The organism is Brevibacillus jepli (assembly GCF_047229145.1).
Lineage (GTDB): Bacteria > Bacillota > Bacilli > Brevibacillales > Brevibacillaceae > Brevibacillus.
In genome coordinates, this window is record NZ_JBFEFW010000005.1 from 154,649 (window position 1) to 178,152 (window position 23,504).

The window sequence follows — 23,504 nt, forward strand, 5'->3', positions numbered from 1 at the left end:
TTTAACCTTATTGGAACGAACGTTCCAGAAAAGCATATTTTCATAACGATTGTAAAGGAGCTTGCTATGAGTTTAAGCGCAAACCAAAAAGTTGAGAAAACTGTTTCGTCTTGGATTACCCTCCTTCTGGCAATTTCGTGCGGTGTAATCGCCGCTAACCTCTATTATGCGCAGCCCTTGGTGGGACCAATCAGTTCAGCAATCGGGCTATCTGCAGAAACTGCAGGGCTTGTCGTCACACTTACCCAGATTGGTTATGGTATCGGCTTATTATTTATCGTACCCTTGGGAGACATTCTTGAAAACCGACGGCTGGTAGTAGCATCATTGCTCTTCACTGCAGTCGCTTTGACGATTGCGGCAGTAGTGAAAAATGCAGCGCTATTCCTCATAGCTTCACTGTTTATCGGGATAGGATCAGTCGCAGCTCAGGTTCTGGTACCATATGCAGCTCATCTATCGCCTGATGCCTCGCGCGGACGTGCAGTTGGTAATGTCATGAGTGGTCTGTTACTCGGTATCATGCTTGCACGGCCTGTATCGAGTTTGGTGGCAGATCTCCTGAGCTGGCACGCTGTATTCTTCTTGTCTGCCGCGACGATCTTTGTTCTGGCACTCTTATTAGCAAAGGCGCTGCCTGCAAGGAACCCGTTGGTAAATGTACAATACCCAACCCTTATGGGCTCCATGTGGTATTTACTCCGAACGACTCCGATCCTGCGCCGTCGAGCGATCTATCACGCTTGTGTGTTTGGGACATTTAGCTTGTTCTGGACAACTGTTCCTTTGTTATTGAGTAGCCCCACTTTTCATTTTTCTCAAAAAGAGATTGCATTGTTCGCTCTGGTCGGGGTATCTGGGGTGGTTGCTGCGCCCGTGGCAGGACGTTTTGCGGATAAAGGTTGGATTCGACCTGCCACAGGATTAGCGCTAGCTATTGTTATCATTTCTATATTGCTTCCCCTGATGATTCAAAGCGGTTCGACAGCTGCAGTTGCAACCCTAGTCGTTGCAGCGATCCTTTTAGACATGGGAGTTTCTGCTAATCTGGTCCTTGGACAGCGTGCCATCTTCTCATTAGGGGCAGAGTTTCGAAGCCGATTAAATGGATTATACATGGCCATTTTTTTCCTTGGCGGTGCTATAGGGTCAGCCTTAGGTGGGTGGGCATATGCCTTAGGTGGCTGGAATGCAGCGTTGTGGATTGGAATAGCTTTTCCGATCATCGCGATGATTTATTATACGACAGAGAAAAATTAATTATATCTAAAAATTATTGAAGTAACGGGAAACGATAGTTAAACAATCGCTCAAAACAAAAGCTGCCTTGTAGGGGCAGCTTATTTTGTTAAGCTAACTTATAAAACAATGGCAATAGGAAGGAAAAAACCGCAAACGATAATGCAATGACAATTTGAATAGGGCGTTTATGCCTAGTTTTTTCATGATATGTTAGGTCAAAATCATGATGAAGAATCTTTAATAATATATGATTATTGGTATATAAGCCAACAGCACCTAACAAACACCAAATACCAAGAATAATGGCTGAAATATATGATTCAAAAAAAGTCGCGGATATACATATAGTTATGATAACCATTCGATAGACAAATTTTTTTAGCGTATTCATCATTTTTCACCTAAATCTAAAAGTTTAAAGCCCACAAAGGAAATATGTGGTGATATAAAGTTAAGTCTTAGTTGTTGCTAAACTAAAACATTTGCTAATAGGTGTGAAAATGATGATGTGTGTTCAGTCTTCAAGTGGTGGTAACTTTATGTTGAGCGAAGTGGTCAATATTTTGATTGACATTGTACGTCATCTAAGAGAGTTGGGCTGCAATGCTATGCCTTGGATTGCTGTACCTTGCGTTCCCAGTATCTGCGCTCGTACTCCTTCGCTTTCAGACGATTCTCCGGCTTCTGTCTCCATTTGCGCCGATACTCACGTTCATATTGTCTTTTGTATTCTCGGCGTACTTCCAATGCTTCGGGGCTTAGTTGCGCCCTCTAGTGGTTCAAATCCTTTTATCAACTTCCTACTCAATTCTGTTCCCCTTCAATTCTTCCAGTTTTGTTCGTTGGGATTCCAATAGCTGTTCCGTTTCCTGTATTTGTTCTTTTGCTCGTTGTACCATTAACACAGCTTCTTGTTCCGTTTTTTCCAGTTCTATCTGTTGACGGGCTAATACGTTTTCGTTGTGCTGTACAGTATCTCCTTAATCCAGATGCTTCTCGTTCCAATCCATCTAAGCGGCGAAGTATTTCCAGTCTAGGATGTCCGTCCTTCTGGTCTGCTAGAAGGTTATAATAGTCAGCCTGTTCCAGTAGCTTGCGTATCTCTGTTGCTACTTGCGGGTCGGTACTGCCAGAGCATCTCATCTCGTCAGCCTGTTGCCGTAACTCTCGTGCTTTCTGACAGTAGCCTCTCACTTCCTCTACGATTGCCTCATACTCTGCTTGTGCCTGAGCAATTAGACCTACCTTTTCCTGTACCTGCTTTGTCATTTTCTTTTCCTCCTTTGATTTTGGACATGCAAAAAAGCTCATTCCTCCTCATCGTTCAAGTTGAAATAAGCCTTTGAAAGTTGGTCTAAGTGTGTTTGTCAAGTTTTTAAGTGTTTGGTTTGTTGGTTGTATTGTATGATCCTGCTATTACGATGTACACCCTATATTGTATTTCTCGCACACAAATCAAAATTCTTAACGCCCTTCAAAATTATAACCGCCTTTTCTTGGAAGCTCGTCTTCAAAGTCACATGAGGCTATCGCTTTGAATCCAGAGTCCCATAGCTCTGTCAGCAGTTTTGAAATCTCCCCAATATAAACCTTTTCATCGACATCTTCCATTGGTTCTATATCGAGATAGTATTTGTAGTATAAAAATTCATCACTTCCTTGATTTCTTTTCTCTTCAGAAAAATCTCCGTTGTTGAAAATATATATTTCAGCTTGCTCCGTTACAATGGTCGAACCTGTAACCGAACCCTCAACAAACTTTGAAACCGTCTCTACAACTGATGTTTTCTCATTATCGGTATCCAAAAATATTTTTGTAAACAAATCATAATGAGATTCCACTAAAAGCACCTCGCATTATTTAATTGGGGTAAATGGAGGATTGTCAAACGCTCCCCCTATTTTAATTATAGAAATGTCCACATCCATACCTAGCTCCTGTTGCAGTTGTTCCCTAAACTTACTCAGTTTAGCTTCACCAGACTGAATTTTTCCTGTTTCAATGGCATGTAGCATTGTTTTTTCTTTAGCAGAACCTGGATTCGGAGGTTTGACTTTACTAAAAGAATCCTTTATGAGCTCGTTAAATTTTTCTGGTGAAACACGTATCGCAAAATCAATATCTGAGGTAGGCTTGGCTGTTCCTTTTGCTCTACTACCTTGAACAACGATATCGTCACTCAAGTGTCCAACTTTTTCCCGAATCATTGCTGAAACCTATTCAAATTGTTCTTTAGTTAGCCCTTGTGGTATTTTAAGAGCTTTAGGCATCCCCTCAGGCGGCTTCTCCGGCGGCTTTTGATTCGGCTTCTGCCCATTCGGTCCCCCATATGTTTCGCGCCACTTCAGTTGGTTCTCCGTAGGGGCAAGCTCCTTTTTATTCGAGAATTTTACTGGAAACCCTTCCGCCAATTGTAGCTGAGGACCTAAACAGTCCGCTAAATTCTGCAACCCTTCTTGCATATCATCGCGCAGCTTCCTAGCTTTTTGCTTGAGCTGTTCTTTCATCTGTGTTGCCTTGGCTATGACAGCCTCTTTTGCAGCCATGATGCTGGCATACAACTGCTCCTTGATTCGCTGGACGGCTTGCATCACATCGACGGCATTTGCTACGTTCTTCACAACATCCGCCGCTGAGTCTGCTACCTCAAGCACTTTCTGTCCAACTTTCGTTCCCTTTAGTGCTTTATGCGCTTTGACACCCAGCTTGGATCCGGTTGCCGCCCATCCTGCAAAGGGGATACACGCTGCCAAAGATAACGCTGCTCCTTCATAATCGCCACGCGCTGCGGAGATACCCGCATTCGCCAAATCGGCTATTTCTCTCAGACCCGGAATGAGTCCCACAACATCCAGTGCTAACTGTATACCATCCAGAAATCCCCCCCATCCAGACTCTTCCTCTTCATGCAGCTTGATAAAAATAATGCCTTCCTGGCTCGCCTTGGCTGTAAGAACGAGCTCCTTGCCCGAATTAGCTAATGATTATTGACATGCAAAAAGGCTCATTCCTCCTTATCGTTCAAGTGGAATAAGCCTTTGAAGGTTATTTTGAAAACTTCTCTACCAAAAATGCAAAGAAATTTTCAAATTCATATAGTCCTTCTTCATTATCTTGCTCCCAGTCTATGACTGGACATTCAGTATTTTTTAACCTTGAAGTATCGAGACAAAAAACCCCCGCTCCATAATTCTGTATGACTACATACTCCTTTGGCAAACCATATTTTCTCCATTCATCAGTCTCTCTTACACAAGTCGGAACTTCTCGGAGTCCGCCTCCACAAATCTCAACCCCGCCCCCCCCCCTCCTGTTCCATATTCTTTCAAAAACCATTTATAGCTATCTGGTAATTTAACTTTTAATCTTTCCTCAATACCATTTATTCTACTTTCATCTAATGCACCAACAAAAAACTTTTGCGGGGCATTTGCTATTAATTCCATGATCGTCTCTTTATTCAATTCCATCACCCTTTCTCATTGGCTAATGTTTTAAGATAATCATCTGATCGCCATTTCCAATAATCTTCCCTAAAATCATTATTTTTTTGGTCTAGTACAGGATCACTGCTAAAACTACGTTTTTTCAATCTTTTTCTTTGTTTTCTAATTTCCTCTATGTCTTCTATAGGTCGTGACCATCATGCCAGGGCGGCTCTCGGTATCGTAATGAATATAGCCAGGGATGCCTGCCGCGTCTGTCTGGCAGATGATACGCCCTTCTTCGTCAAACATATTCGTGTAGACGATGACGCCATCGGATGCCAGAGATTCCGCTGGTCATTTCCTGTATAGAACAAGTCAGTGACAACCCCATTAGGATTGGTGTAGCGAGTCATCCTGCGGTCTGCATCATACGAAAAGCGAAGGGAACGAGTCCCATCGGACAATGCTGACACCAAGCCATCCGCCCCATACTCCAGAGAAAACGCTCGACGACTCCGCTCTTCTGTCAATCGATTCAGCTTGCCATGTTAGTCATAGCTGAAGAGCAGCGACATAGCGGCAGCCACCGTATGGCGAAGTGCTTGTCCATTTCTGGCAAAATCGTACGTCTCTCTCGTTTCCTTGACCCACAGCGTATAGCCGTCTTGTCTTTCCCGCAGTTCGTCAAAAAAGACGTCCGCATCACTGGATCGGTATAAGCCGTCCTGAACCCGAGTAAAGGTATTGGCGCGGCCAGCATTCCACCAAACCGTGATTTCTTCGCGTGTCTCATCCAGAAATTCCAGGCGCATTTTGTAATTGTGCGTCCACGCTTTGCCAAGTGCGCCCTCTTGCAAAAGCAAGGAGTTATAATGCAGCTCAAACGTCCATGTTTCGGCACCATACAGCTTGAGGGCTGGATGAACGATAAACTGGGCTCCGGTACCTCCGTGGATAGGGTCTCGAAGACAACTTTTCAGCTTCGCTTGTTTGATGTTCCGTTTTCTCAACCTATTGATATTCTTGTACGTCACTCGAACTCTGTTACGACGCCCGGCCATTCCTGTTACGGCCGAGAATACGCCATCCGTCGCATAATCTAATGCCTAAGATCCTGCTTCCTTGACCACTTCCTTCACAACAGGCTTCTGCATGAACTTGCCGAGCATGCTCTCCTGAATGTTCCGCGCAGCAGTGACGACCTTACCTTTCACAGCGCTTGCTGCATTGGCCGTCGCCTAGACCGCTTTCGTTGCCTTGGACATCGCTTTTGTTGCCTTCACTGCTTTCGTTGTCAGCTTTGCCGCAGTCACTGCCGTTTCCGCACCTTCGCTCATTTGATTTTGAACATGCAAAAAAGGCTGACTCCATCTTATTGTTGAAAGATGGAATCAACCTTTGAAAGTTTATCATGTGATAGTTATGTTACTTATTGTACGTGCTTTTTATTGTACTGTATGGTTCTTTTTTGTATATTGTCCTTATATTTTTCCACCCATTTCTTCGAACCAATCATTGAAAATATGACTAGGTAATTTTTCAGGATCATTAGTATACTTTATCTCGTAACTGTATTGAGCTTTTAATTTGTTCTCAGATACGTTATAAATCAATTTCATCTCTGCGGGCATTTCCCTGTTATTTTTCTTACATAAATCATTAATTTCACGTAAGTTTTTATTAAGAATGTTGAGTAAAGTTACTTGTCTCTCTTTTGATATATCGTAGATAGGTCTTGAATTACTATTAGTGTCTAATACTGCATCATTTACCTTGTGTTTCTTAACAATAGCCTTGTTAATTTGATAAAATACATCTGTACTAAATTGTCCATATTCATTCGAAGCATATATATATATCATATCAGCTTTATTATTTACATACTCAAGACAAATGGACACCATATCTGCCTGTAGTTCTGAAAAATAATCTTCAAATACTTTTGTCATAGTCCAATCTCCTTTAATTTACTAAATCAAAAACTTTTAGCTCACCATCTATTATGTAACTTACATTAAAACTAGACGGTCGAAGCGAATCCCCCTCATAATTTACTTTTACATCAACAGACACATGTTTAGGCGGATTCTCTTTTAAAGCTCTTGCCCATTCATTTTCAATTTTCTTATAAGTACTGAGATTAACCTTACTTGACTGGGATACAAGGTTATCGATATCTGGTGAAACACAAAACCTATCACCTGCCAAATGCCCTGCATGGTCACCAGGTTCCTTACCTGGCGTATTTGACTCATGTGGTAATCGTTCATCTCTTGCAGTTAATTTTAGATCATCTGTTTTAAAGCTTTCAATTCTGCCTAGATGATCAGTTTCATAGTCATATTTGTGTTCACCTGCTTTATACTGCACATTCGGTTTAAGTTTTCCTCTTTCATCAAATGGATTATCAACAAATGTTTTATTAGGACCATTTCCCGATCCATCAATTTCAGGCGGCTTCTCCGGTGGCTTTCGATTCGGCTTCTGGCCATTCGGTCCCCCATATGTTTCGCGCCACTTCAGTTGGTTCTCCGTAGGGGCAAGCTCCACCACATCATTTTTATTCGAGAATTTTACTGGAAACCCTTCCGCCAATTGTAGCTGAGGGCCTAAACTGTCCGCTAAATTCTGCAAGCTTTCTTGCATATCATCGCGCAACTTCCTAGCTTTTTGCTTGAGCTGTTCCTTCATCTGTGTTGCCTTGGCTATGACAGCCTCTTTTGCAGCCATGATGCTGGCGTACAACTGCTCCTTGATTCGCTGGACGGCTTGCATCACATCCATCTCGTCTAGTGTTTTGCGGGCAGCCGTCCAGACCTTCCCTACTGTTGTTTCCACTGTATTCGCTACGTTCTTCACAACATCCGCTGCTGAATCCGCCACCTCAAGCACTTTCTGTCCAGCTTTTGTTCCCTTGAGGGCTTTATGTGCTTTGACACCCAGCTTGGCTCCGGTTGCCGCCCATCCTGCAAAGGGGATACACGCTGCCAAAGATAACGCTGCTCCTGCATAGTCCCCACGCGCTGCGGAGATACCCGCATTCGCCAAATCGGCTATTTCTCCCAGACCCGGAATGAGTCCCACCAGATCCAGTCCAAGCTGCAAGCCATCCAGAAATCCACCCCAACCAGACTTCTCTTCTTCCTTTTGTTCCTCTTGCTGTTGCTCCTCCTCTTCCTCCTCCTGCGGCAAATCCTCCACAACCACAGGTGCCTTCGTCAGCCCGACCATCTCAATCTTCGGTGCTTGAAGATCCACTTCCCCATCCAAAATCATGCTGCTGGTGCTGCACATGAGGTAGATCGCTTCCTTGGCCTTGATCTCGATCTTCGTATCTGACGTAATCTCCATATCCTTTTCCGAGGAAAAAGCAATAGGATGCATGCTGTGAATCTCGATGCCGTCTTCTTCATGCAGCTTGATAAAAATATTGCCTTCTTCGCTCTCTTTGGCTGTAAGAACAAGCTCCTTGCCGCCCATCATCAGCTCTTTGCCAAAGTTGGTTCCCCAGTACTTGATACCGGGATTGCCTGTCTTTGCGGTGCTGCCTCCGCCTTTCGCACGGAGCTGACCGCCATTGCGCCTTCTTCATCTGGTGTGGAGAAGTACAGCTTGACGGAGTCTCCCATTTGCGACATGCAGTGAAAGCCGCTGTTTCAGGAGAGGCCTTTCGCTTTCTTTCCTCCTGTTATTTTGAGCATGCAAAAAGGCTCATTTCTCCTCATCATTCAAGTGGAATAAGCCTTCAAACGTTATTAAATTTATTTGTAAAGTTTTTTTGTGGTTAGTTTTTTTTACACATGTTGAATGGGAATTTGAAATTCACCAATTTCTGATTCTTGCACCCATGCATTATCTTACACTTCCCCAGTATATATAGATCGAAATAACTCCAGTTGGTTTAAAACTGCCACACTCTTTAAGAGATTACACATTTATTTTACAAACCCTATGGCTTAAGCAGTGAACTCTCATGTACCACTCTTAATCATCACCGTACATCAGATCATCCAGTTCCTGATTCTGTTCTTGAATCTCTTTGAATCTGTTAATTGTGAATGTCAATCAAATAGTTGACCACCGTGCTCATCAAAAAATTGACCACCATGGCAAAAATTATTCCACCCGACGGGTGGGTAACTTTTTCATGATCACGATTGCTTCAGGCTTTGCTTAAATCGGTAACTATCGCCGTTCATTGCAAAAATGTGAGCTCGGTGTGTAAGTCGATCCACTAAAGCGGCCGTCATTTGTTCATCTTTGAACACTTGAGTCCAGTTAGCGAAGTCCAAATTGCTAGTAAGGATCATGCTTCCTTTTTCATAGCGAGCAGCACAGAATTGAAATAGTAGCTCAGCACCTGTTTTACTTAAAGGAACAAACCCTACCTCATCAAGAATGGCTAGATCGACTTTTAACCATTGTTTCTCCAATTGAAGCAAACGCCTCTCTGATTGCGCCTCCATCAGCTCATTACACAGTTTGGCTGCTGTCCAGAATTGAACGGTGTAACCGTGGCGGCAAGCCTCCATCCCAAGGGAAATCGATAGATGTGTTTTCCCGGTACCTGAATTCCCAATAAAGATTACATTCTCAGCCTTCTCGATGTACTCGCAACGAGAAAGCTGGAGAACCTCGGTTTATTTAGGGCCGGCATGACTGAAAAATCATATTGGTCTATGGTTTTAATTGTAGGGAACTTTGCCTGTTTAGTGCGGGATGCAATTTGATTCGCATCTCGTTGCAAAACCTCTTGTTCCAAAAGAGCCAATAGAAAATCTTCATAAGGGATTTGACGCTCCATGGCATCATGAGCCATTTCCTTATAGGATTTCTTGATTGCGGGCAACCGTAAGCGCTTTGCATAGGCTTCAAGTAGAAATGATGTACTCAATGCACGACACTCCTTTTCTGCAACAAGTCATTGTACTGAGTAAGATCGGGGGACTTTACTCGAATAACGGGGACATGGCTGTCAGTCCCAAAAGCAAGAGAAGAAACCCGATGCTCTGGTATTGTTCGTTGGAGAAGAAGTTGCCTTACGGCATCATATTGGAAAATTCGATTTTGGGCTGATTCTCGTAACGTATCTTCGACCAATGAAGGCTCGAACTCCCGATGCAATAAGAGAACTCGGATGAAGTCTTTAATTCCCGCAGAGCGATGTTTGCACTTATCTAGAAACTGATGATAGATATCTGGCAATTTAGCCTTCTGCAAAGGCCGAGCATAAAGAACTGATCCTGGTCGAATTAATAGGAGATCGAGGTAGTGATCATAGTTGAATATCTCTTTCCCTTTTTCGAAACATCGTTGATGGTAGCGATCAGTTCCCCATTGTGATAGATCGCAAGATCATCAGCATAGACTCGGCATACTAGCTCTTTCGAGGCATAAGAAACAGGTACGGAGTACGCGTTCTGCTCAAAGGTAACCAAGGAGAGGGAATTGCTCTTCACTGGTATCATTCGATAACACTCTAAGGGGTGAGAAGGAAGTGGCAACATACACTCCTTATCTTGAATAAAAGCTTCACCCACCGTAATGGTAGACCGTGGAACTCTTGTGTCTTCATAAGATAAGCATTTTTGCAACAACCAATCATTTAACTCATTTAAAGAGGCTACAGAAGGCATCGGCGTAAAAAACTGCTGTTTGACCATTTTAACAAGGTTCCCGACTTGCCCTTTTTGATTCCCTTTTGCAGGTTCACAGAAGTAGCTTTCGAACAGATAGTGTGCTCGTAATTGAGTAAACCGTTCCTGCTCTTCTCTGTTTTTGCCCTCCAAAATCTTTTTCACTGCGGTTTTTAAATTGTCATAAACAATGGTGTGAGGTACGGCTCCAAGAAACTCGAAGGCATTTACATGACCTTGCAAAAGGGCTTCCTGCTTCTGATGAAAGAATGTTTGGACAAAGATTTTTCGACTATAGGTACAGCGTAAACAGAATACTTGAACGGTCACTTGCTTTCCAAACAACAAGATATCAACCTCGCCCCAGTCAAACTGAGCAAACTTCCCTGGCGGGAATTCAAGTGGAACGTACGCTTTGGGGGGAGAGACTCGTAGTTGTCTGACATAGCGGCGAACAGTCGATTCACCGCCTGTAAAACCATATTCCTCAACAAGTCTTTGAAAGATGCGTTTGGCAGTGTGTCGCTGCTTTGGTGGGGCTTGTTCATCTTGACGCAGCCATTCTAAGATGATTGATTGAACGGACTCAATAACTGGTTTCGGCTTTAGTTTGGAAAGCTTGTACACAGGTATTTCTGTTGTTGTTAAAGCTTTACGTATGACTTGGCGAGAATATCCCGTCTCTCTGGATACTTGACGAATCGACTTACCTAGCACGAAGTGCTGTTTCCTGATAAACTCATAATTAGCCATCTGAAGCATTTCCTTTCCTCCCATATCTTGTTGTCTAGTCAACATCCAAGATATAGGAAAGAGGTGCTCAGGTGGTCAACTTTTTTATGAGCGATATACCGATAGGTGGTCAATAATTAGATTAGCATTCACAGTTAATTCTATTCATTAAGTGTTCAACAGTCATCTCATTATCTATCGATACCTTCCCATCATAGAGTTGAACCTTCGCACCTATATTAACCAAGTCAATAACTAGTTGTTTCAGTTTCCTATCATCATCTTCATCATTGAATAACTCACATTCCATAATAGTATTACCACTCTCAACTCTATTTTTAATTTCACCAAAACCTAAATTTGTGAACTTTTTAATTGTCGTTAAATACTTAGTTATACTATTATCATTTTTTATTATCACAAGTATTTTACCCAACGTTATACCCTCCTCTCAGAATCAATAATTAAAAATCATTTGGAATTGAGGTGTTAATTGGTTTACCCGGAGGATTTTTCCGATAACTACCACCGTGCCAACGATACAAATGTTTTTTAAATGATACTCATCTGACCGCCATGGTGCCTTCCTTGGACAGGTAAGTCACACGCTGCAGGATCATCACCCAATTCAACTCCTGCTTGATCTCTTCCATGTCCTCCAGCACGACGGATTTGACAAACAACTCGGACGCGAACTTGTTTATGATTGTCGAAATAAAGCGGAATAAGTCTGTAAAGCAATTATAGTAGTCGTTTTATCACTTTGCTTTATGTCGAATTGAATGATACTTCATCCAGCTCTTCCTGATATTCCGAAGTGAGCCACTATTCATTGAGTTTTGGAAATGCAAAAAAGGCTCATTCCATCTCAGAGTTTAAGTCGGAATGAGCATTTACAGTTGTTTCACACGTTCTTGTGCAGATGAGATAAAAACGAATTACAATCCATTCTATTTTTTCTACATTAGCTGTTATCAGGAATAAACAACTTACTTGTAAAATCTGTAAAGCTATCAGCAATTACGACAATAAATTCTTCTTTTAACTCCTTATCTTCCTCAAAATAATCCATGTCACAAAAATAAACTTTTCCTACATCATTCCCTCCTACCGATAAACAGATTAAACTATCGGCTGGATCAATCCCTATAGGAAGAAAGTTAGAGGGTACAATTTTACCAATAGTATACATTCTATATTTGTCTTCTAAATTCATCTCTGCCTGTTCTGATAAAGGAAAATACATCATTATTGATGAAGTTATTTTACCATCTTGAGTTTCAAATCTCCTCACACTAGGTTTTCCACCATTATGTTTCAAAAGAAATTCTTTGTAGTCGCTAGGGAGTATTATGTTATTTCTTTTCTCAAATCCTTCGATGTCCTGTCTATTTAACTCTTGAAATGTATAATCAAATTCAATTCCCATTTTTACCCTCCATTATCTTTATTTTCTTCTAAAGAATACATTCTCTCCAATAACTCCGTAAATGAACTGCATATTGGAGTTATTGCGTCCTCTATTTTTTCTTCATGATCATAAAAAACTATCTGAGGTTTGTCTAAAGAATTGCGAAAATCAAAGCAAAGTAAATTTCCAAACGGGTCTCTGCCAAATGGTACTATTCCCATGGTACACGGATCATCTTTAAAGTCAAAAAACATTTGAATATTTAATACTTCATCAGTAAAACTAATTAAATCATTAAAAACTCCCTGTGTCCCATTGTCAAAATCGAATTTATTGGGTTTGGGGTATCCACCATTATATTTCTGAACGCATTCCCTATAGTCTGACGGAAACCTCACACCAAACGTATTCTCAACAGAAGATATTGTCTTTTCATCAACAGTTTTTTCTACAAACATCCAACTAATCAATCCCATGATAACATCTCCAGAATTTTCTTTTTGATTTGACCCTTTCTACCTGCCTCTCCTCCACCCCAAATCGCTCTTCCTCCTGTATGACCAGCTACTTGATGTTCAAAATAGTCAACAATTTGCATCCTCCCACTATCTTGATGATGATGCCATGTCAACGTTTTTGGGACGGAACCATTTTTAAATAGTTCAATTTCCTCTTTAGTAAATTTTTTCGCTAGGTCTGGGTTCTTTATAATTTCCTCATAGAGTTTTTTTGACAAATAATCAAATTGTACTCCATCCGGCTCCAAGTACAGTTTTTCAGGCAGTGAAATTTCGTGTTTAGAATTAAATATTGGGAACCCAGCTTTATCATAAGTTACTTTGTATTCTTTTCCATTTTTCTTTGAGACAAATGTATAAGTTGTCGTGCCATCTTCATTCCTAACTTTGTTTTTATATGTTCTTGGTTTATTCGGAACTCTTGTATAAGCTGGTTGATTTCGAGCAGCATCTTCCATTGCTTTGTCTATTGCTTTTTGTTGCTCTTCTTTTGAAGGTTTAGATTTAGTCTCAGGCGGCTTCTCCGGTGGCTTTTGATTCGGCTTCTGGCCATTCGGTCCCCCGTATGTTTCGCGCCACTTCAGTTGGTTCTCCGTAGGGGCAAGCTCCACCACATCATTTTTATTCGAGAATTTTACTGGAAACCCTTCCGCCAATTGTAGCTGAGGGCCTAAACTGTCCGCTAAATTCTGCAAGCTTTCTTGCATATCATCGCGCAGCTTCCTAGCTTTTTGCTTGAGCTGTTCCTTCATCTGTGTTGCCTTGGCTATGACAGCCTCTTTTGCAGCCATGATGCTGGCGTACAACTGCTCCTTGATTCGCTGGACGGCTTGCATCACATCCATCTCGTCTAGTGTTTTGCGGGCAGCCGTCCAGACCTTCCCTACTGTTGTTTCCACTGTATTCGCTACGTTCTTTACAACATCCGCTGCTGAATCCGCCACCTCAAGCACTTTCTGTCCAGCTTTTGTTCCCTTGAGGGCTTTATGTGCTTTGACACCCAGCTTGGCTCCGGTTGCCGCCCATCCTGCAAAGGGGATACACGCTGCCAAAGATAACGCTGCTCCTGCATAGTCCCCACGCGCTGCGGAGATACCCGCATTCGCCAAATCGGCTATTTCTCCCAGACCCGGAATGAGTCCCACCAGATCCAGTCCAAGCTGCAAGCCATCCAGAAATCCACCCCAACCAGACTTCTCTTCTTCCTTTTGTTCCTCTTGCTGTTGCTCCTCCTCTTCTTCCTCCTGCGGCAAATCCTCCACAACCACAGGCGCCTTCGTCAGCCCGACCATCTCAATCTTCGGTGCTTGAAGATCCACTTCCCCGTCCAAAATCATGCTGCTGGTGCTGCACATGAGGTAGATCGCTTCCTTGGCCTTAATCTCGACCTTCGTATCTGACGTAAACTCCATATCCTTTTCCGAGGAAAAGATGATCGGATGCATGCTGTGAATCTCGATACCATCTTCTTCGTGCAGCTTGATAAAAATATTGCCTTCTTCGCTCTCTTTGGCTGTAAGAACAAGCTCCTTGCCGCCCATCATCAGCTCTTTGCCAAAGTTGGTTCCCCAGTATTTAATGCCGGGATTTCCCGTTTTCGCCGTGCTGCCTCCGCCTTTTCGCACGGAGCTGACCGCCATGGCGCCTTCTTCATCTGGTGTGGAGAAGTAGAGCTTCACGGAGTCTCCCATTTGCGGCATGCAGTGAAAGCCACTGTTGCCCTCTGCCGAGTAGACCGTAGCATACGGGAACCAGCTCGCCTCTGCCTTGGGCTGCTTCGGATCGATGTCGAGGTGGATTTTGACGGTGTCCTTCTGGATGTCGATGATCTTGCCTTCCAAAGCCGCGCCACAGATGTCGTGGTTGCGGATGGGATTTTGCCGGATGCCTGCTTCGGGCATGAGCTGATACGTGTGAATCAGCAGGGCATGGTCGATTCTCGTGGTGGACCCGGCGACGACCAGTTCTTTTCCTTGGTAGTTCACACGGTCTCCGAGTTGCAGAACCTGCCCGCTTTCTACTTCATAGGTGAGAAAATCGTTTTCCGACATTCCTTCCGCGTAGCCGTTTTCGGTTGTTTCCATATAGGGCGACAGCCTTTTGCTGACGGTGTAGCTGGCGTCTGTCAGTTGGGCAGTGCGTCCCTCGGGCAAGCCAAACCAAAACTTGGGCGTATCCGCGACGGCTTCGGCGACGAGAATAGAGCCGAAGCGGGATGCCAGTCGCTTTAAAAATTGCCAGTCTGTTTCCTGATACTGAATGGCGATGGTCCCAAGCTGCGCGCCGTTCGAAGCATGGTCCAAATAATCCGAGCCAGGATAGTCCTTCGTGATTTCGTCGAGCAAGCTCGCATAGCTCATTTTTTTATTTTGAAAAGAGCGCATTTTGCGCTGACCATCCATTCGCTGCGTATGCGAGACTGCTTCCAGCTCCAACTGGTACACGCCTCGAACGAAGTTCACACTGACGGTATCCACGAGTCCTTTGAACAATGTCTTCGTCAGCGAACCGTTTTCAACCAAATTCAACGCAACGGTATCCTCACTCGTCGCCATCTCGATGTACCGGTCGCTTTTCTCCTCTGGGATGATTCCGGTGACGAACAATCTCGCGTGCTCATTGACTTTCTTTACGATTCTGACATCTTGCAGGCTTTGGATTTCAAAGGGTGAGACCAACTGGATATTCTCATATCCAGCCAGCTTCTCTGTCGTATTCATACAATCCCCCTCACGATTGCTCCTGTCCGTCGTCTTCGATGCGAATGCAGCCTCCATATATGCACATGTTCGTGCTGGTGTTTAACAGGGCGGGATGATTTTCTACGAGTACATCTGCCTTGCCCTCTATCCAGGGCATGGTGACCATGGGAACGCATGGCATTGGCTTGAGTACGCCGTTGTTGGCCGCAGTAGCAGCAGCGACGGTTGGATTTTTCTCGCATTTGCATTTGCCAAACGGCATGATGTTTACTTGCGGCATGTAATCGTTGACGTTCATTTGTGCCTGGTTGCGAATGTACACGCCATGACTAAACGGCGTTTTCAGCTTGTTCAGCTGGCTCCCGTAGCTGCACGAGAGAATCGCTCCTGCCACGACGTAGCTTTTCTTCGGTGCGGACGAAGGCACTACATCGACATCTTCAATCATGGGCATGACTCATTCTCCTCCCTGCTTGCTCTGCTTTTTTCAAGCGGATACCGAAAAAGTCCCTGCGCAGCAACGCCTCCGCCAGCCGCAAATCGATGATGATATACGGTTCACGAATCCCTTCTATCTGAAAAATCGTATGGCGGCCAAGCTTTTCCGGATCGAGCACCAGCCTTTTGAGCGAGCCGTCCTTATGAAACTCGCTCTGTTCGGACAAGCAGTTCACACGCGGCAGGATCATCAGCCAGTACAAATCCTGCTTGATCCGCTCCCTGTCTACCAGCACGACGGATTTGACAAACAACCTCGGCGCGAACTTGTGGATGATTGTCTTTAAGCGGTTGGAATAAAGCGGGATGGGTCTGTCGAGGAAATCCAGGTAGTCGTTTACTTTCTTTTTCTTGATATCGAACTGGATGATTGCTTCGTCCAGCTCTTCCTGATAATCCGGAGAGAGCCACTCCTGCCGGATGACGTCAAAAACGCCTGTTGGCTCTACCGCACTCGCAATGCGCTCGTCCTGTGACAAGATGAAATAATTCATACCTGACTCCCCTCTCGCCAAATGACATGCCGCTCCTGAAGCTCATCCAACAGAATGGACTCCCTTGCGTCCTCCGAGAACACGGCTCTCTCCAGAAATGCTCCGCTAAAGTTCGCCCCGGTCAAAATCGCCTCTGTAAAATCCGCGCCACGCAAGTCGGCTCCGGTAAAATCAGTCCCGGTCAAGTTCGCCCCGACGAACAAGACGCCATCGAAGCCGGGCGTCTCCCACCCATCTGGTTCCAAAAGACCCCTTGGCCCGGATGCTTCACGAAAACTCGCCCCTAGCAGATTCGCTCCGGTAAAATCCGCTCCGTGAATGAGACTGTCTTGGAAATCTACTGCTTGCAGCTGGGCACGATGCCATCTCGTTCCGACCAAAACACTTTCGCGAAGGGTCGCATTCTTTAACTGGCTGTCTGAGAGGTCCGAATAGCGAAGATCCAGACGGTCGAATTGTCCTAGTGCCAAATCGAGACCTGCCAAAACCTTGTAGCCGTATTCCAGCTCCTGCTTCTCTTCCAGCCAAGCACGGATCATCTCGGAATCTTTATGTCTTGTATCCAGACAGTACACGATCTCGCTCTGATCCAGATATTCTCCGACACGTACCTCCAGCTCCGGCTCCTTGTCCACCTGTTGGAAGACCTCCAGCTGGACAGCCTGCACCATGGCATAACGGATCAGGTGAACGACATACTGATGAAACTTCTCTGCCTCCACGAGCTTGATCCTCTCGATATCGGGAAGCCTTATGAGTCCGGCATACGCTCTGGCAGCCTCGCTCCATTCCTCTCCAAGCCGATCCAAAAAGCGAAAAGCCCAGCTCGCATCGTAGGTGGTTTGACATTCGACCGGATCGAAAAACCAGCTGCTGTCCGTGGCTTCCAGCAAATAATGACTGCTTCCCTCAAGAAGCTCCGTCCGCAGCATGGAATAGGTCAAGTGCGCCAGCTTGCCCTTTTCCCCTAGCTCCTGCATGTGAACGACTCGTCGGCAAATCTCTTCAAATGAACGTAAAAATTCTTTTGCCAGTCTCTCTTTATTGGCCTGATAGTAAGCATCCAAGGCGTGCAGGCTGGCAATGGTCCTCTTCGGCACCTCGTGCTCCTTGAAATACTGCAAGGCTTCCTCTCTTTCCATGCCAATCCCCCCTTCTTCTCACCGTTTTTGCATACACCAAACACACGGTTACCGCGTGGCACCATGTGTGTCAATTGGTTTTGAGCTCCTGCCCGACGATGCTTGTATTTCCGTCCATCTTGATGTTGCTCTCCTTGCAGGTGAGACTGATCTCCTCTTTCGCCGAGATAATCACCTTCGTGGCAGAGTCCATCAAAATGTCCTTTTCGGAGACAACCTTGATATTTTTCTTGCTGAAAATCTGGATGCCGTCCGCATCGTTCATGCGTATGAGGATTTCCCCGTCCTTTGCGCTGAGCAATACCTCTGATGGACTGAACATTAGTTCTTTGCCATTAGCCGTGCGGAAGTATTTGATATCGGGATTCCCGAGCTTGTTCGTTTCGCCTTCGTCTGAATTTTTCCGAACAGAGCTGATCGCAATTCCGTCACTTTCCTTGTTGCTCGGAAAATAGACACGGACGTAGTCATCGAGCTCAGGCATGCAATACCAACCGCTGTTTCCTTCGGCCGTATAAACCGAGGAATAAGGGAACCAATGCGCCTCGCTCTTGCTCTGCTTCTCGTCGATATCGAGATGGATTTTGACGTTGTCTTTTGAGACCTCAATGACTTTCCCTTGCACAGATGCCCCGACAATCACCGAATTGTGGAGCGGCTTTTGGCTCATTCCTTTTTTGGACGCGAGCAAATACTTGTGCTTGAGCAAGCCTTTCTTCATCTCGGTATGGGCTTCATACACATACAGGCTCTTCCCTTTGAAATCCACACCATTGCCCAAATCGAGCACGCGATCCGTCTCTACCTCGTAAAAAATGTAGTCATTTTCATCCACGCCCTTGACCCCGTTTTCCGAGGAATGGCGGTATTCATTCAGATTTTTGCGCACCCGGTAGTGAAAATCGTCCAGCTTGCCTTTCGATGCACCCTCTGGCACACCAAAGCTGAACTTCGGCTTTTCAAAAACAGATGCCGGCATCAATCCAGTCTGAAAACGCGAAGCAAGCCGCTTGAGGAATTGCCAATCCGTCTCCTGATATTGCATGGTAAAGGAGCCAAGCGCTCCGCCATTGGAGGCCATATCCATGATGTCCATCCCCGGGTATTCCCCAGCAATCGTTTTCAAAAGGGCACCATAGGTCAACGCTTTGTTTTGAAAGGATCGGCTCTTGCGCTTCACATCGAGATTGTACGTAGGAGAAACGGCCTCAACGTACAGATAATAAACATCCCGTACGGCTTTGACGCCTATCTCCAGCACGATTCCGGCAAAAAGTGGCGTGGCGTTGCCTTCGTTATCCACCTGACTGATTTCGATAGGGGTCTGTGCTTCCGTCATTTCTACATAGCTGTCCTTCATTTCTTCTGGTACGATCCCCGTAAATGTCAGGCGAGCATGCTCATTGATCTTTTTCGTAATCGTCAGCTCTACCAGATGCGTCAATTGATAAGGAGAGATTTGCAAATTGTTGTAGGCAATGACAGGAAGACTCATATTTTCCCTTCTCCCTTCCCATTTTCATCCGACCCTGTAGACACGATCGACAAGGAATCCATGATTCCCCAGCCGATTGGCTTCCAGTCTGACAGCTCTTGCTCCGTGCAATTGAACGTACAGAGAAGCGCTCGTCCCTGCAGCGAGACAAAGCTGATCAGGTTGTAAATGTCCGTATCCAGTGCTGGCGCGACAAACTCGAAAAATCCGACGCTGTTCCCCGCGATCTCGCGTATGCCTTCCTCCTGCCAACGGGCGAGGGGCTGTGTCTTGCGCAAAACCTGCTTCATCACATCCATGAAGGCTCTCAGCTGTTCAGGAGAATCGGTCAGCCTACTCTCGGTATAGGTAAAAGCCAGATTGATCGACGCGGTTTCATTCGTAAAAATCAGCGAAGGTCTGCGTTCCGATGGATACTTCAGGGCAGCGACCTCTGGGCTCATGATGGTAAAGTTCTTGGGGAGTCGAATCTGTACGAGGTCGTCGAGGACACGCTTGTCCTCCATGGGAATTTTCTCTTCCCCGACCGTAATAAAGGATTTGCTCACCACATCCAGTCGGTTCTTTCCCTTTGGACCAAAACGTATGGCTGCTGGCTGTGCATCCTCGCCGGAAAGCTCATTCAACATGCCGATAATGCTTTCATCCATGCGCTCCATTTCCATTCACCATCCTCTCGTTAATCAACAATAACTCGCTGACGCCCGCCTGTTTTCCACTCGGGTTTTGAGGACCTTCCACCGTTCTTGGCGTCATCCAGTATGCGTGCGAGGTATTTGAGAATCTGCAGGTTCGTGTACTCTCGGTAACCAGTCCCCAATCTGTTGCCTATATAATGAAGAATCAGCTGTCGCTCTACTCTTTCTGCATTGAGGCCCTGCATGGCAAAGGCGAGATCATACGGGTGATTGGTACCAGTATTTAGCATTTCACTCGCAAAATACTGCAGGATGTAGGGAGCAAGCGTTGGCTCGTTTTGCCCAGAATATTCGACATGTACGATATTCCACGTATTGAATTCGGTTGCCATATCGGATAAATGCTGATAATCGGCGCGGAGTCGAGCACCCTCCTTGAGCTTGAAGCGCCCCAGCTCCCGTTCATCCCCGCGGGACTCTATCTCTGTATCGAGAACATAGGATGTCTCGTAGGCGTAATAGTCGGTTAATGAAGTCTCCTCGTGAAAACGAATCTTGAGCACCGTCTCCCTGCCTGCGGCCTCATACGGGACGCGCTCTTCACGTTCGAACAAGTAAATCCGCCCTTGGTGCTTGACGATGCCCCTGCCGATAGTGAGGTGACCTTCACCTATCGTGACATCCATCCCAGAAATGATGCCGTCTGTATAATCATGAAAGTATAAATCTACAAAATGCCGCGGGTAATCACGCAAGCTTTCAAGCATCTCTCGCTTGAGGATTCGCCCTTTATGAAAATTGGGATAGAGATGGGAAAACACCGCTGTTCCCCCTTCCTGTTCAATTAAGCTGCCTGGTTTTCGATTATTTCAGCCCGTCAAAGAAATCCAGCTCTGACAAGTCACTCTCAAATGCGAAGAAAACCTTTTTTCCCAAAGAGAGCTGTTCATTCAGCCGAGCTACTGGCACGACATGGAAGCCCCACTCACTGCCACTCGCAAAAACGAAGTATTTCGCCTCGCCATTTTGGATCGAGTCCGTCTCATCCTGCGGGATATGCGTACCGTACTTACTCGCGATGTCCTCATACAGCACTGTTTTGTAATGAGCAGGTTCATCCATGTACAAGTACCTCTGCCGCAGCTGTCCATCGCTTTCCTTGAGAAAGAATTCAACCTCGCTCACCCCGTAGGGACGCGAGATGGAGCCATGCACTTGACTCAACTTTTCCTGACTGTGAATGAGCACTCTCTCTTGCTTGTTATGGGTGAAGGCCGTCACGGAATACGGGACGATCGGCGCATGATTCGTAATGTTCGCTTCGATAAATCCTGCTTTTTGCGCGCTTTGATAGCGTAGTGCTCCGCGCAAGCAAGACAGCTTCAGGTCTGGCACCTTACCCGCATCCTCCGACTTTTGCCGGAATTCGATGCTGCGCCCAGGGACGAACTCTTTCAGTGCTTCACGGAAAACATCAATGCGGCACGACTGTCCAGTCAGCTTGATAATCGAGAATTCTGCCAGTCTTCCTTGCTGATAAAAATCATCGAGGAAAACACGCAAAATCTCGTAAATATCCGCCTTGATCAGATGATTGATCTCTTTGGCATTGAAGACGACATCAGGAAAGTCAAACACATCCCGGAAGCGACCGTCCTCTCGAATCGACAACACCCATCGTTCAACTGCTGTCAGCTTTAAATCAGGCTCTTGACGATTTTCGGTTTCAGCAGTAAATCGATTGCGTAAAATGCCCGTCTGACGGAAGAATTCCTTTTTCATATGGTCAGCGAGGTCCCACAAAAAGTGAAAATTGTTGCGGACGCGTTGATAATCGTCCCGGCTCTTGTTTTCGTACTCCTTGTAGCGGGTCGGTAATATCGCCTCCGCTTCCCGATATCTCGCCTCGAAGCGTTCATAGATGGAGTCTACGCCGTATTCATCCACGTACCGGAAAATTTCCGATCCGGGGATGTCAATAATCTGGTCGATGTCGGTCACTTGCCGCCCTTTGCCATAATAGTCAGCAAAGACGATTTTCATAAATTGCATGATCCGATACGTAATGTTGTTGCCGCCAAAATTGGTGTCGCCGTTTTCATAGGTGGTATCGATATCGATGCGATAGGAGATGTGTCCGTCCTCGATCCGGAAATGGCATGATGACAGATCGGTCGTTCCCCCACCACAGTCAATGACGAGCGCTTGATACGTCTCTCCGTCCAGAAAGCTGTTTTTGTCAATCTGATCAGCAATCGTATTAAACAGAACGGCCATCCCTTCATCGAGGGCGTGCTCTGATTCGATGCGATACTCAGGCAAAATCTCCGTGAACATCTCAAGGAACTGTGTCTTCAGTTTGACCGGACTCGTGATATGGAGGTGACGAAAACGGCATTTGAATTGATGCTCGGCCATCTGGATGACGTGGAGGAGATACTGACGCAGGATGTCACTTCGTTTCACAGTCGCAGTATTTCCTTGGCTATCCATGACCTCTTCCATCTTGTGATAGCTGTTCACCCAGCGCTTGATGCCTTGAAACACCGTCGCGTTCGTGCTGTACCCGTTCTTTTTCATGTGCCGCAGTGCATCATAGCCGATATGAAAGCGAACCTCATGTTGAGAGGAGCAATCCGCCACGCTAACGGCCGTCGGTAGTACCTCAATCCATTCTTCAACCTTTTGCGTCGTATCGGGGAAGGAAACGTAATTGATCGCATTCAAGCGGATGCGTCCATTCAACAAGTCGTTGCTGGAAGGAGAGCTGACATACTGATGGTCCAAAAAAACACCTGCTGTCGTCGAAGAGGTGCCAAAATCAATAGCCAGAACGGCATCCGTTTCTTCCAATTCCCTGATCTCGAGGTCAGTCACGGGTACTTTGTAGTAGTGGAGATTGACAGGCGGCAACGGATGGTCCTGATGATACGCCTTGTATAAATACTCCGAATCCTGCTTGCGGAAAAAGAGCAGACTGTAGTTTTGATTGACCGTTTTTCTCAGTTGGGCCTCTTTATGAGCGAATAGCGTAAAATGGCCCGCCCTGGTATCATCTTTGTCCTTGCGCAGATGCAGAATGCCGCATAGCTCCATATGGTCGTTCACCAAAAGCACATTGGATTCGGACAAGCCTTGGGCGGATTCGACGCGATAATTGTCCAGCTTGTCGATGGCGAGACCCATGTACAAGCACATTTTCGCAGGAATTTTGATCGTATCTACACCTGACATCGGGGTATTCAAATATTTGTGGAGGACGGCTTCGAGGCGTTCAAAACCACCCGGAACAACGCGCTCAATCAGGAGGCTTTCCTCCGCGCCCCTAAAACGCAAAATCGTATGCAGCAGCCCTTCCCGATCGAGATTGTTCACGACAGAGCCGACCAGCTTTTCCTTGTAGCAAATATTGCGGAGCTGAAAAGTCGTCATCTCCATCAGTTCATCCCGCGTGTAGGTCGCTTCGCCTGCATGATTGCGCTGATCGCCATCCCCGCTGCCCTTTTGGAGATGAAGCTTATAAGAATACGTAGACATGCCAACTCTCCTTTCTCTCGACGTTCGTTG

Annotated in this window: 26 protein-coding genes; 1 reads left to right on the forward strand and 25 read right to left on the reverse strand. The window is 45.5% G+C overall.

Going from position 1 to position 23,504, the window contains the following annotated elements; translation table 11 throughout:
* The first annotated feature begins 66 nt into the window (after positions 1 to 66).
* On the forward strand, positions 67 to 1,260 hold the full coding sequence (locus AB1L17_RS07670; protein WP_412846305.1) for an MFS transporter: 1,194 nt from the start codon (positions 67 to 69) through the stop codon (positions 1,258 to 1,260).
* Positions 1,261 to 2,046: 786 nt separating this feature from the next.
* On the opposite strand, the gene AB1L17_RS07675 is transcribed toward AB1L17_RS07670, so the two are convergent.
* The 25 genes from AB1L17_RS07675 to AB1L17_RS07790 all read right to left on the reverse strand — a co-directional run bounded on the left by AB1L17_RS07675 (position 2,047) and on the right by AB1L17_RS07790 (position 23,474).
* A complete protein-coding gene (locus tag AB1L17_RS07675; protein WP_412846445.1) occupies positions 2,047 to 2,511 on the reverse strand; it encodes a hypothetical protein in 465 nt (154 codons plus the stop codon).
* Between the two features lie 195 nt (positions 2,512 to 2,706).
* Complete coding sequence (locus tag AB1L17_RS07680; RefSeq protein ID WP_412846446.1) at positions 2,707 to 3,084, reverse strand: 1,4-dihydroxy-6-naphthoate synthase; 378 nt, start codon at positions 3,082 to 3,084, stop codon at positions 2,707 to 2,709.
* 15 nt (positions 3,085 to 3,099) lie between these two features.
* A complete protein-coding gene (locus AB1L17_RS07685; protein WP_412846447.1) occupies positions 3,100 to 3,450 on the reverse strand; it encodes a nucleotidyltransferase domain-containing protein in 351 nt (116 codons plus the stop codon).
* 9 nt (positions 3,451 to 3,459) lie between these two features.
* Complete coding sequence (locus tag AB1L17_RS07690; protein WP_412846448.1) at positions 3,460 to 4,089, reverse strand: hypothetical protein; 630 nt, start codon at positions 4,087 to 4,089, stop codon at positions 3,460 to 3,462.
* 199 nt (positions 4,090 to 4,288) lie between these two features.
* The gene (locus AB1L17_RS07695; RefSeq protein WP_412846449.1) at positions 4,289 to 4,579 is read right to left on the reverse strand and encodes an SMI1/KNR4 family protein; all 291 of its coding nucleotides are present in this window, start codon (positions 4,577 to 4,579) and stop codon (positions 4,289 to 4,291) included.
* Entirely contained in the window at positions 4,492 to 4,713 is a 222-nt protein-coding gene (locus AB1L17_RS07700) for an SMI1/KNR4 family protein (protein ID WP_412846450.1), read from the reverse strand. The genes AB1L17_RS07695 and AB1L17_RS07700 overlap by 88 nt, the downstream gene beginning before the upstream one ends.
* 173 nt (positions 4,714 to 4,886) lie before the next feature.
* Complete coding sequence (locus tag AB1L17_RS07705; protein ID WP_412846451.1) at positions 4,887 to 5,144, reverse strand: hypothetical protein; 258 nt, start codon at positions 5,142 to 5,144, stop codon at positions 4,887 to 4,889.
* Between the two features lie 75 nt (positions 5,145 to 5,219).
* Positions 5,220 to 5,681, reverse strand: a complete 462-nt coding sequence (locus AB1L17_RS07710; protein WP_412846452.1) for a DUF6531 domain-containing protein — start codon at positions 5,679 to 5,681, stop codon at positions 5,220 to 5,222.
* Positions 5,682 to 6,152: 471 nt separating this feature from the next.
* Entirely contained in the window at positions 6,153 to 6,620 is a 468-nt protein-coding gene (locus tag AB1L17_RS07715) for a DUF600 domain-containing protein (protein WP_412846453.1), read from the reverse strand.
* Between the two features lie 13 nt (positions 6,621 to 6,633).
* Positions 6,634 to 8,154: a DNA/RNA non-specific endonuclease gene (locus tag AB1L17_RS07720; protein WP_412846454.1), complete on the reverse strand. Its 1,521-nt coding sequence runs from the start codon at positions 8,152 to 8,154 to the stop codon at positions 6,634 to 6,636.
* Positions 8,154 to 8,309, reverse strand: coding sequence for a hypothetical protein (locus AB1L17_RS07725; protein ID WP_412846456.1), 156 nt, complete (start codon positions 8,307 to 8,309; stop codon positions 8,154 to 8,156). Before AB1L17_RS07725 ends, AB1L17_RS07720 begins: the two co-directional genes overlap by 1 nt.
* A gap of 513 nt (positions 8,310 to 8,822) precedes the next feature.
* A complete protein-coding gene (istB, locus tag AB1L17_RS07730) occupies positions 8,823 to 9,278 on the reverse strand; it encodes an IS21-like element helper ATPase IstB (protein WP_486599057.1) in 456 nt (151 codons plus the stop codon).
* Positions 9,257 to 9,565, reverse strand: a complete 309-nt coding sequence (locus AB1L17_RS31530) for an ATP-binding protein (RefSeq protein ID WP_486599056.1) — start codon at positions 9,563 to 9,565, stop codon at positions 9,257 to 9,259. Before AB1L17_RS31530 ends, istB begins: the two co-directional genes overlap by 22 nt.
* A 358-nt stretch (positions 9,566 to 9,923) precedes the next feature.
* A complete protein-coding gene (istA, locus tag AB1L17_RS07735; protein WP_412848864.1) occupies positions 9,924 to 11,069 on the reverse strand; it encodes an IS21 family transposase in 1,146 nt (381 codons plus the stop codon).
* Positions 11,070 to 11,181: 112 nt separating this feature from the next.
* Entirely contained in the window at positions 11,182 to 11,475 is a 294-nt protein-coding gene (locus AB1L17_RS07740; protein ID WP_412846458.1) for a hypothetical protein, read from the reverse strand.
* Between the two features lie 528 nt (positions 11,476 to 12,003).
* Positions 12,004 to 12,468, reverse strand: coding sequence for an SMI1/KNR4 family protein (locus AB1L17_RS07745; RefSeq protein ID WP_412846459.1), 465 nt, complete (start codon positions 12,466 to 12,468; stop codon positions 12,004 to 12,006).
* A gap of 2 nt (positions 12,469 to 12,470) precedes the next feature.
* Complete coding sequence (locus tag AB1L17_RS07750; protein WP_412846460.1) at positions 12,471 to 12,926, reverse strand: SMI1/KNR4 family protein; 456 nt, start codon at positions 12,924 to 12,926, stop codon at positions 12,471 to 12,473.
* The gene (locus AB1L17_RS07755) at positions 12,917 to 15,688 is read right to left on the reverse strand and encodes an HNH endonuclease (protein WP_412846461.1); all 2,772 of its coding nucleotides are present in this window, start codon (positions 15,686 to 15,688) and stop codon (positions 12,917 to 12,919) included. The genes AB1L17_RS07750 and AB1L17_RS07755 overlap by 10 nt, the downstream gene beginning before the upstream one ends.
* Before the next feature lie 10 nt (positions 15,689 to 15,698).
* Positions 15,699 to 16,124 (reverse strand): DUF4280 domain-containing protein, encoded by a 426-nt coding sequence (locus AB1L17_RS07760; RefSeq protein ID WP_412846462.1) that lies wholly within the window; start codon positions 16,122 to 16,124, stop codon positions 15,699 to 15,701.
* Complete coding sequence (locus AB1L17_RS07765) at positions 16,111 to 16,662, reverse strand: imm11 family protein (protein ID WP_412846463.1); 552 nt, start codon at positions 16,660 to 16,662, stop codon at positions 16,111 to 16,113. Before AB1L17_RS07765 ends, AB1L17_RS07760 begins: the two co-directional genes overlap by 14 nt.
* The gene (locus AB1L17_RS07770; protein WP_412846464.1) at positions 16,659 to 17,804 is read right to left on the reverse strand and encodes a pentapeptide repeat-containing protein; all 1,146 of its coding nucleotides are present in this window, start codon (positions 17,802 to 17,804) and stop codon (positions 16,659 to 16,661) included. The genes AB1L17_RS07765 and AB1L17_RS07770 overlap by 4 nt, the downstream gene beginning before the upstream one ends.
* A gap of 70 nt (positions 17,805 to 17,874) precedes the next feature.
* Positions 17,875 to 19,299: a contractile injection system protein, VgrG/Pvc8 family gene (locus AB1L17_RS07775; RefSeq protein WP_412846465.1), complete on the reverse strand. Its 1,425-nt coding sequence runs from the start codon at positions 19,297 to 19,299 to the stop codon at positions 17,875 to 17,877.
* On the reverse strand, positions 19,296 to 19,964 hold the full coding sequence (locus tag AB1L17_RS07780; protein WP_412846466.1) for a hypothetical protein: 669 nt from the start codon (positions 19,962 to 19,964) through the stop codon (positions 19,296 to 19,298). The genes AB1L17_RS07775 and AB1L17_RS07780 overlap by 4 nt, the downstream gene beginning before the upstream one ends.
* A 14-nt stretch (positions 19,965 to 19,978) precedes the next feature.
* Positions 19,979 to 20,758 carry a DNA and RNA helicase gene (locus tag AB1L17_RS07785; protein WP_412846467.1) on the reverse strand — a complete coding sequence of 260 codons (780 nt, stop codon included), beginning with the start codon at positions 20,756 to 20,758 and terminating at the stop codon, positions 19,979 to 19,981.
* 43 nt (positions 20,759 to 20,801) lie between these two features.
* Positions 20,802 to 23,474, reverse strand: a complete 2,673-nt coding sequence (locus tag AB1L17_RS07790) for a molecular chaperone (protein ID WP_412846468.1) — start codon at positions 23,472 to 23,474, stop codon at positions 20,802 to 20,804.
* Positions 23,475 to 23,504 lie beyond the last annotated feature (30 nt).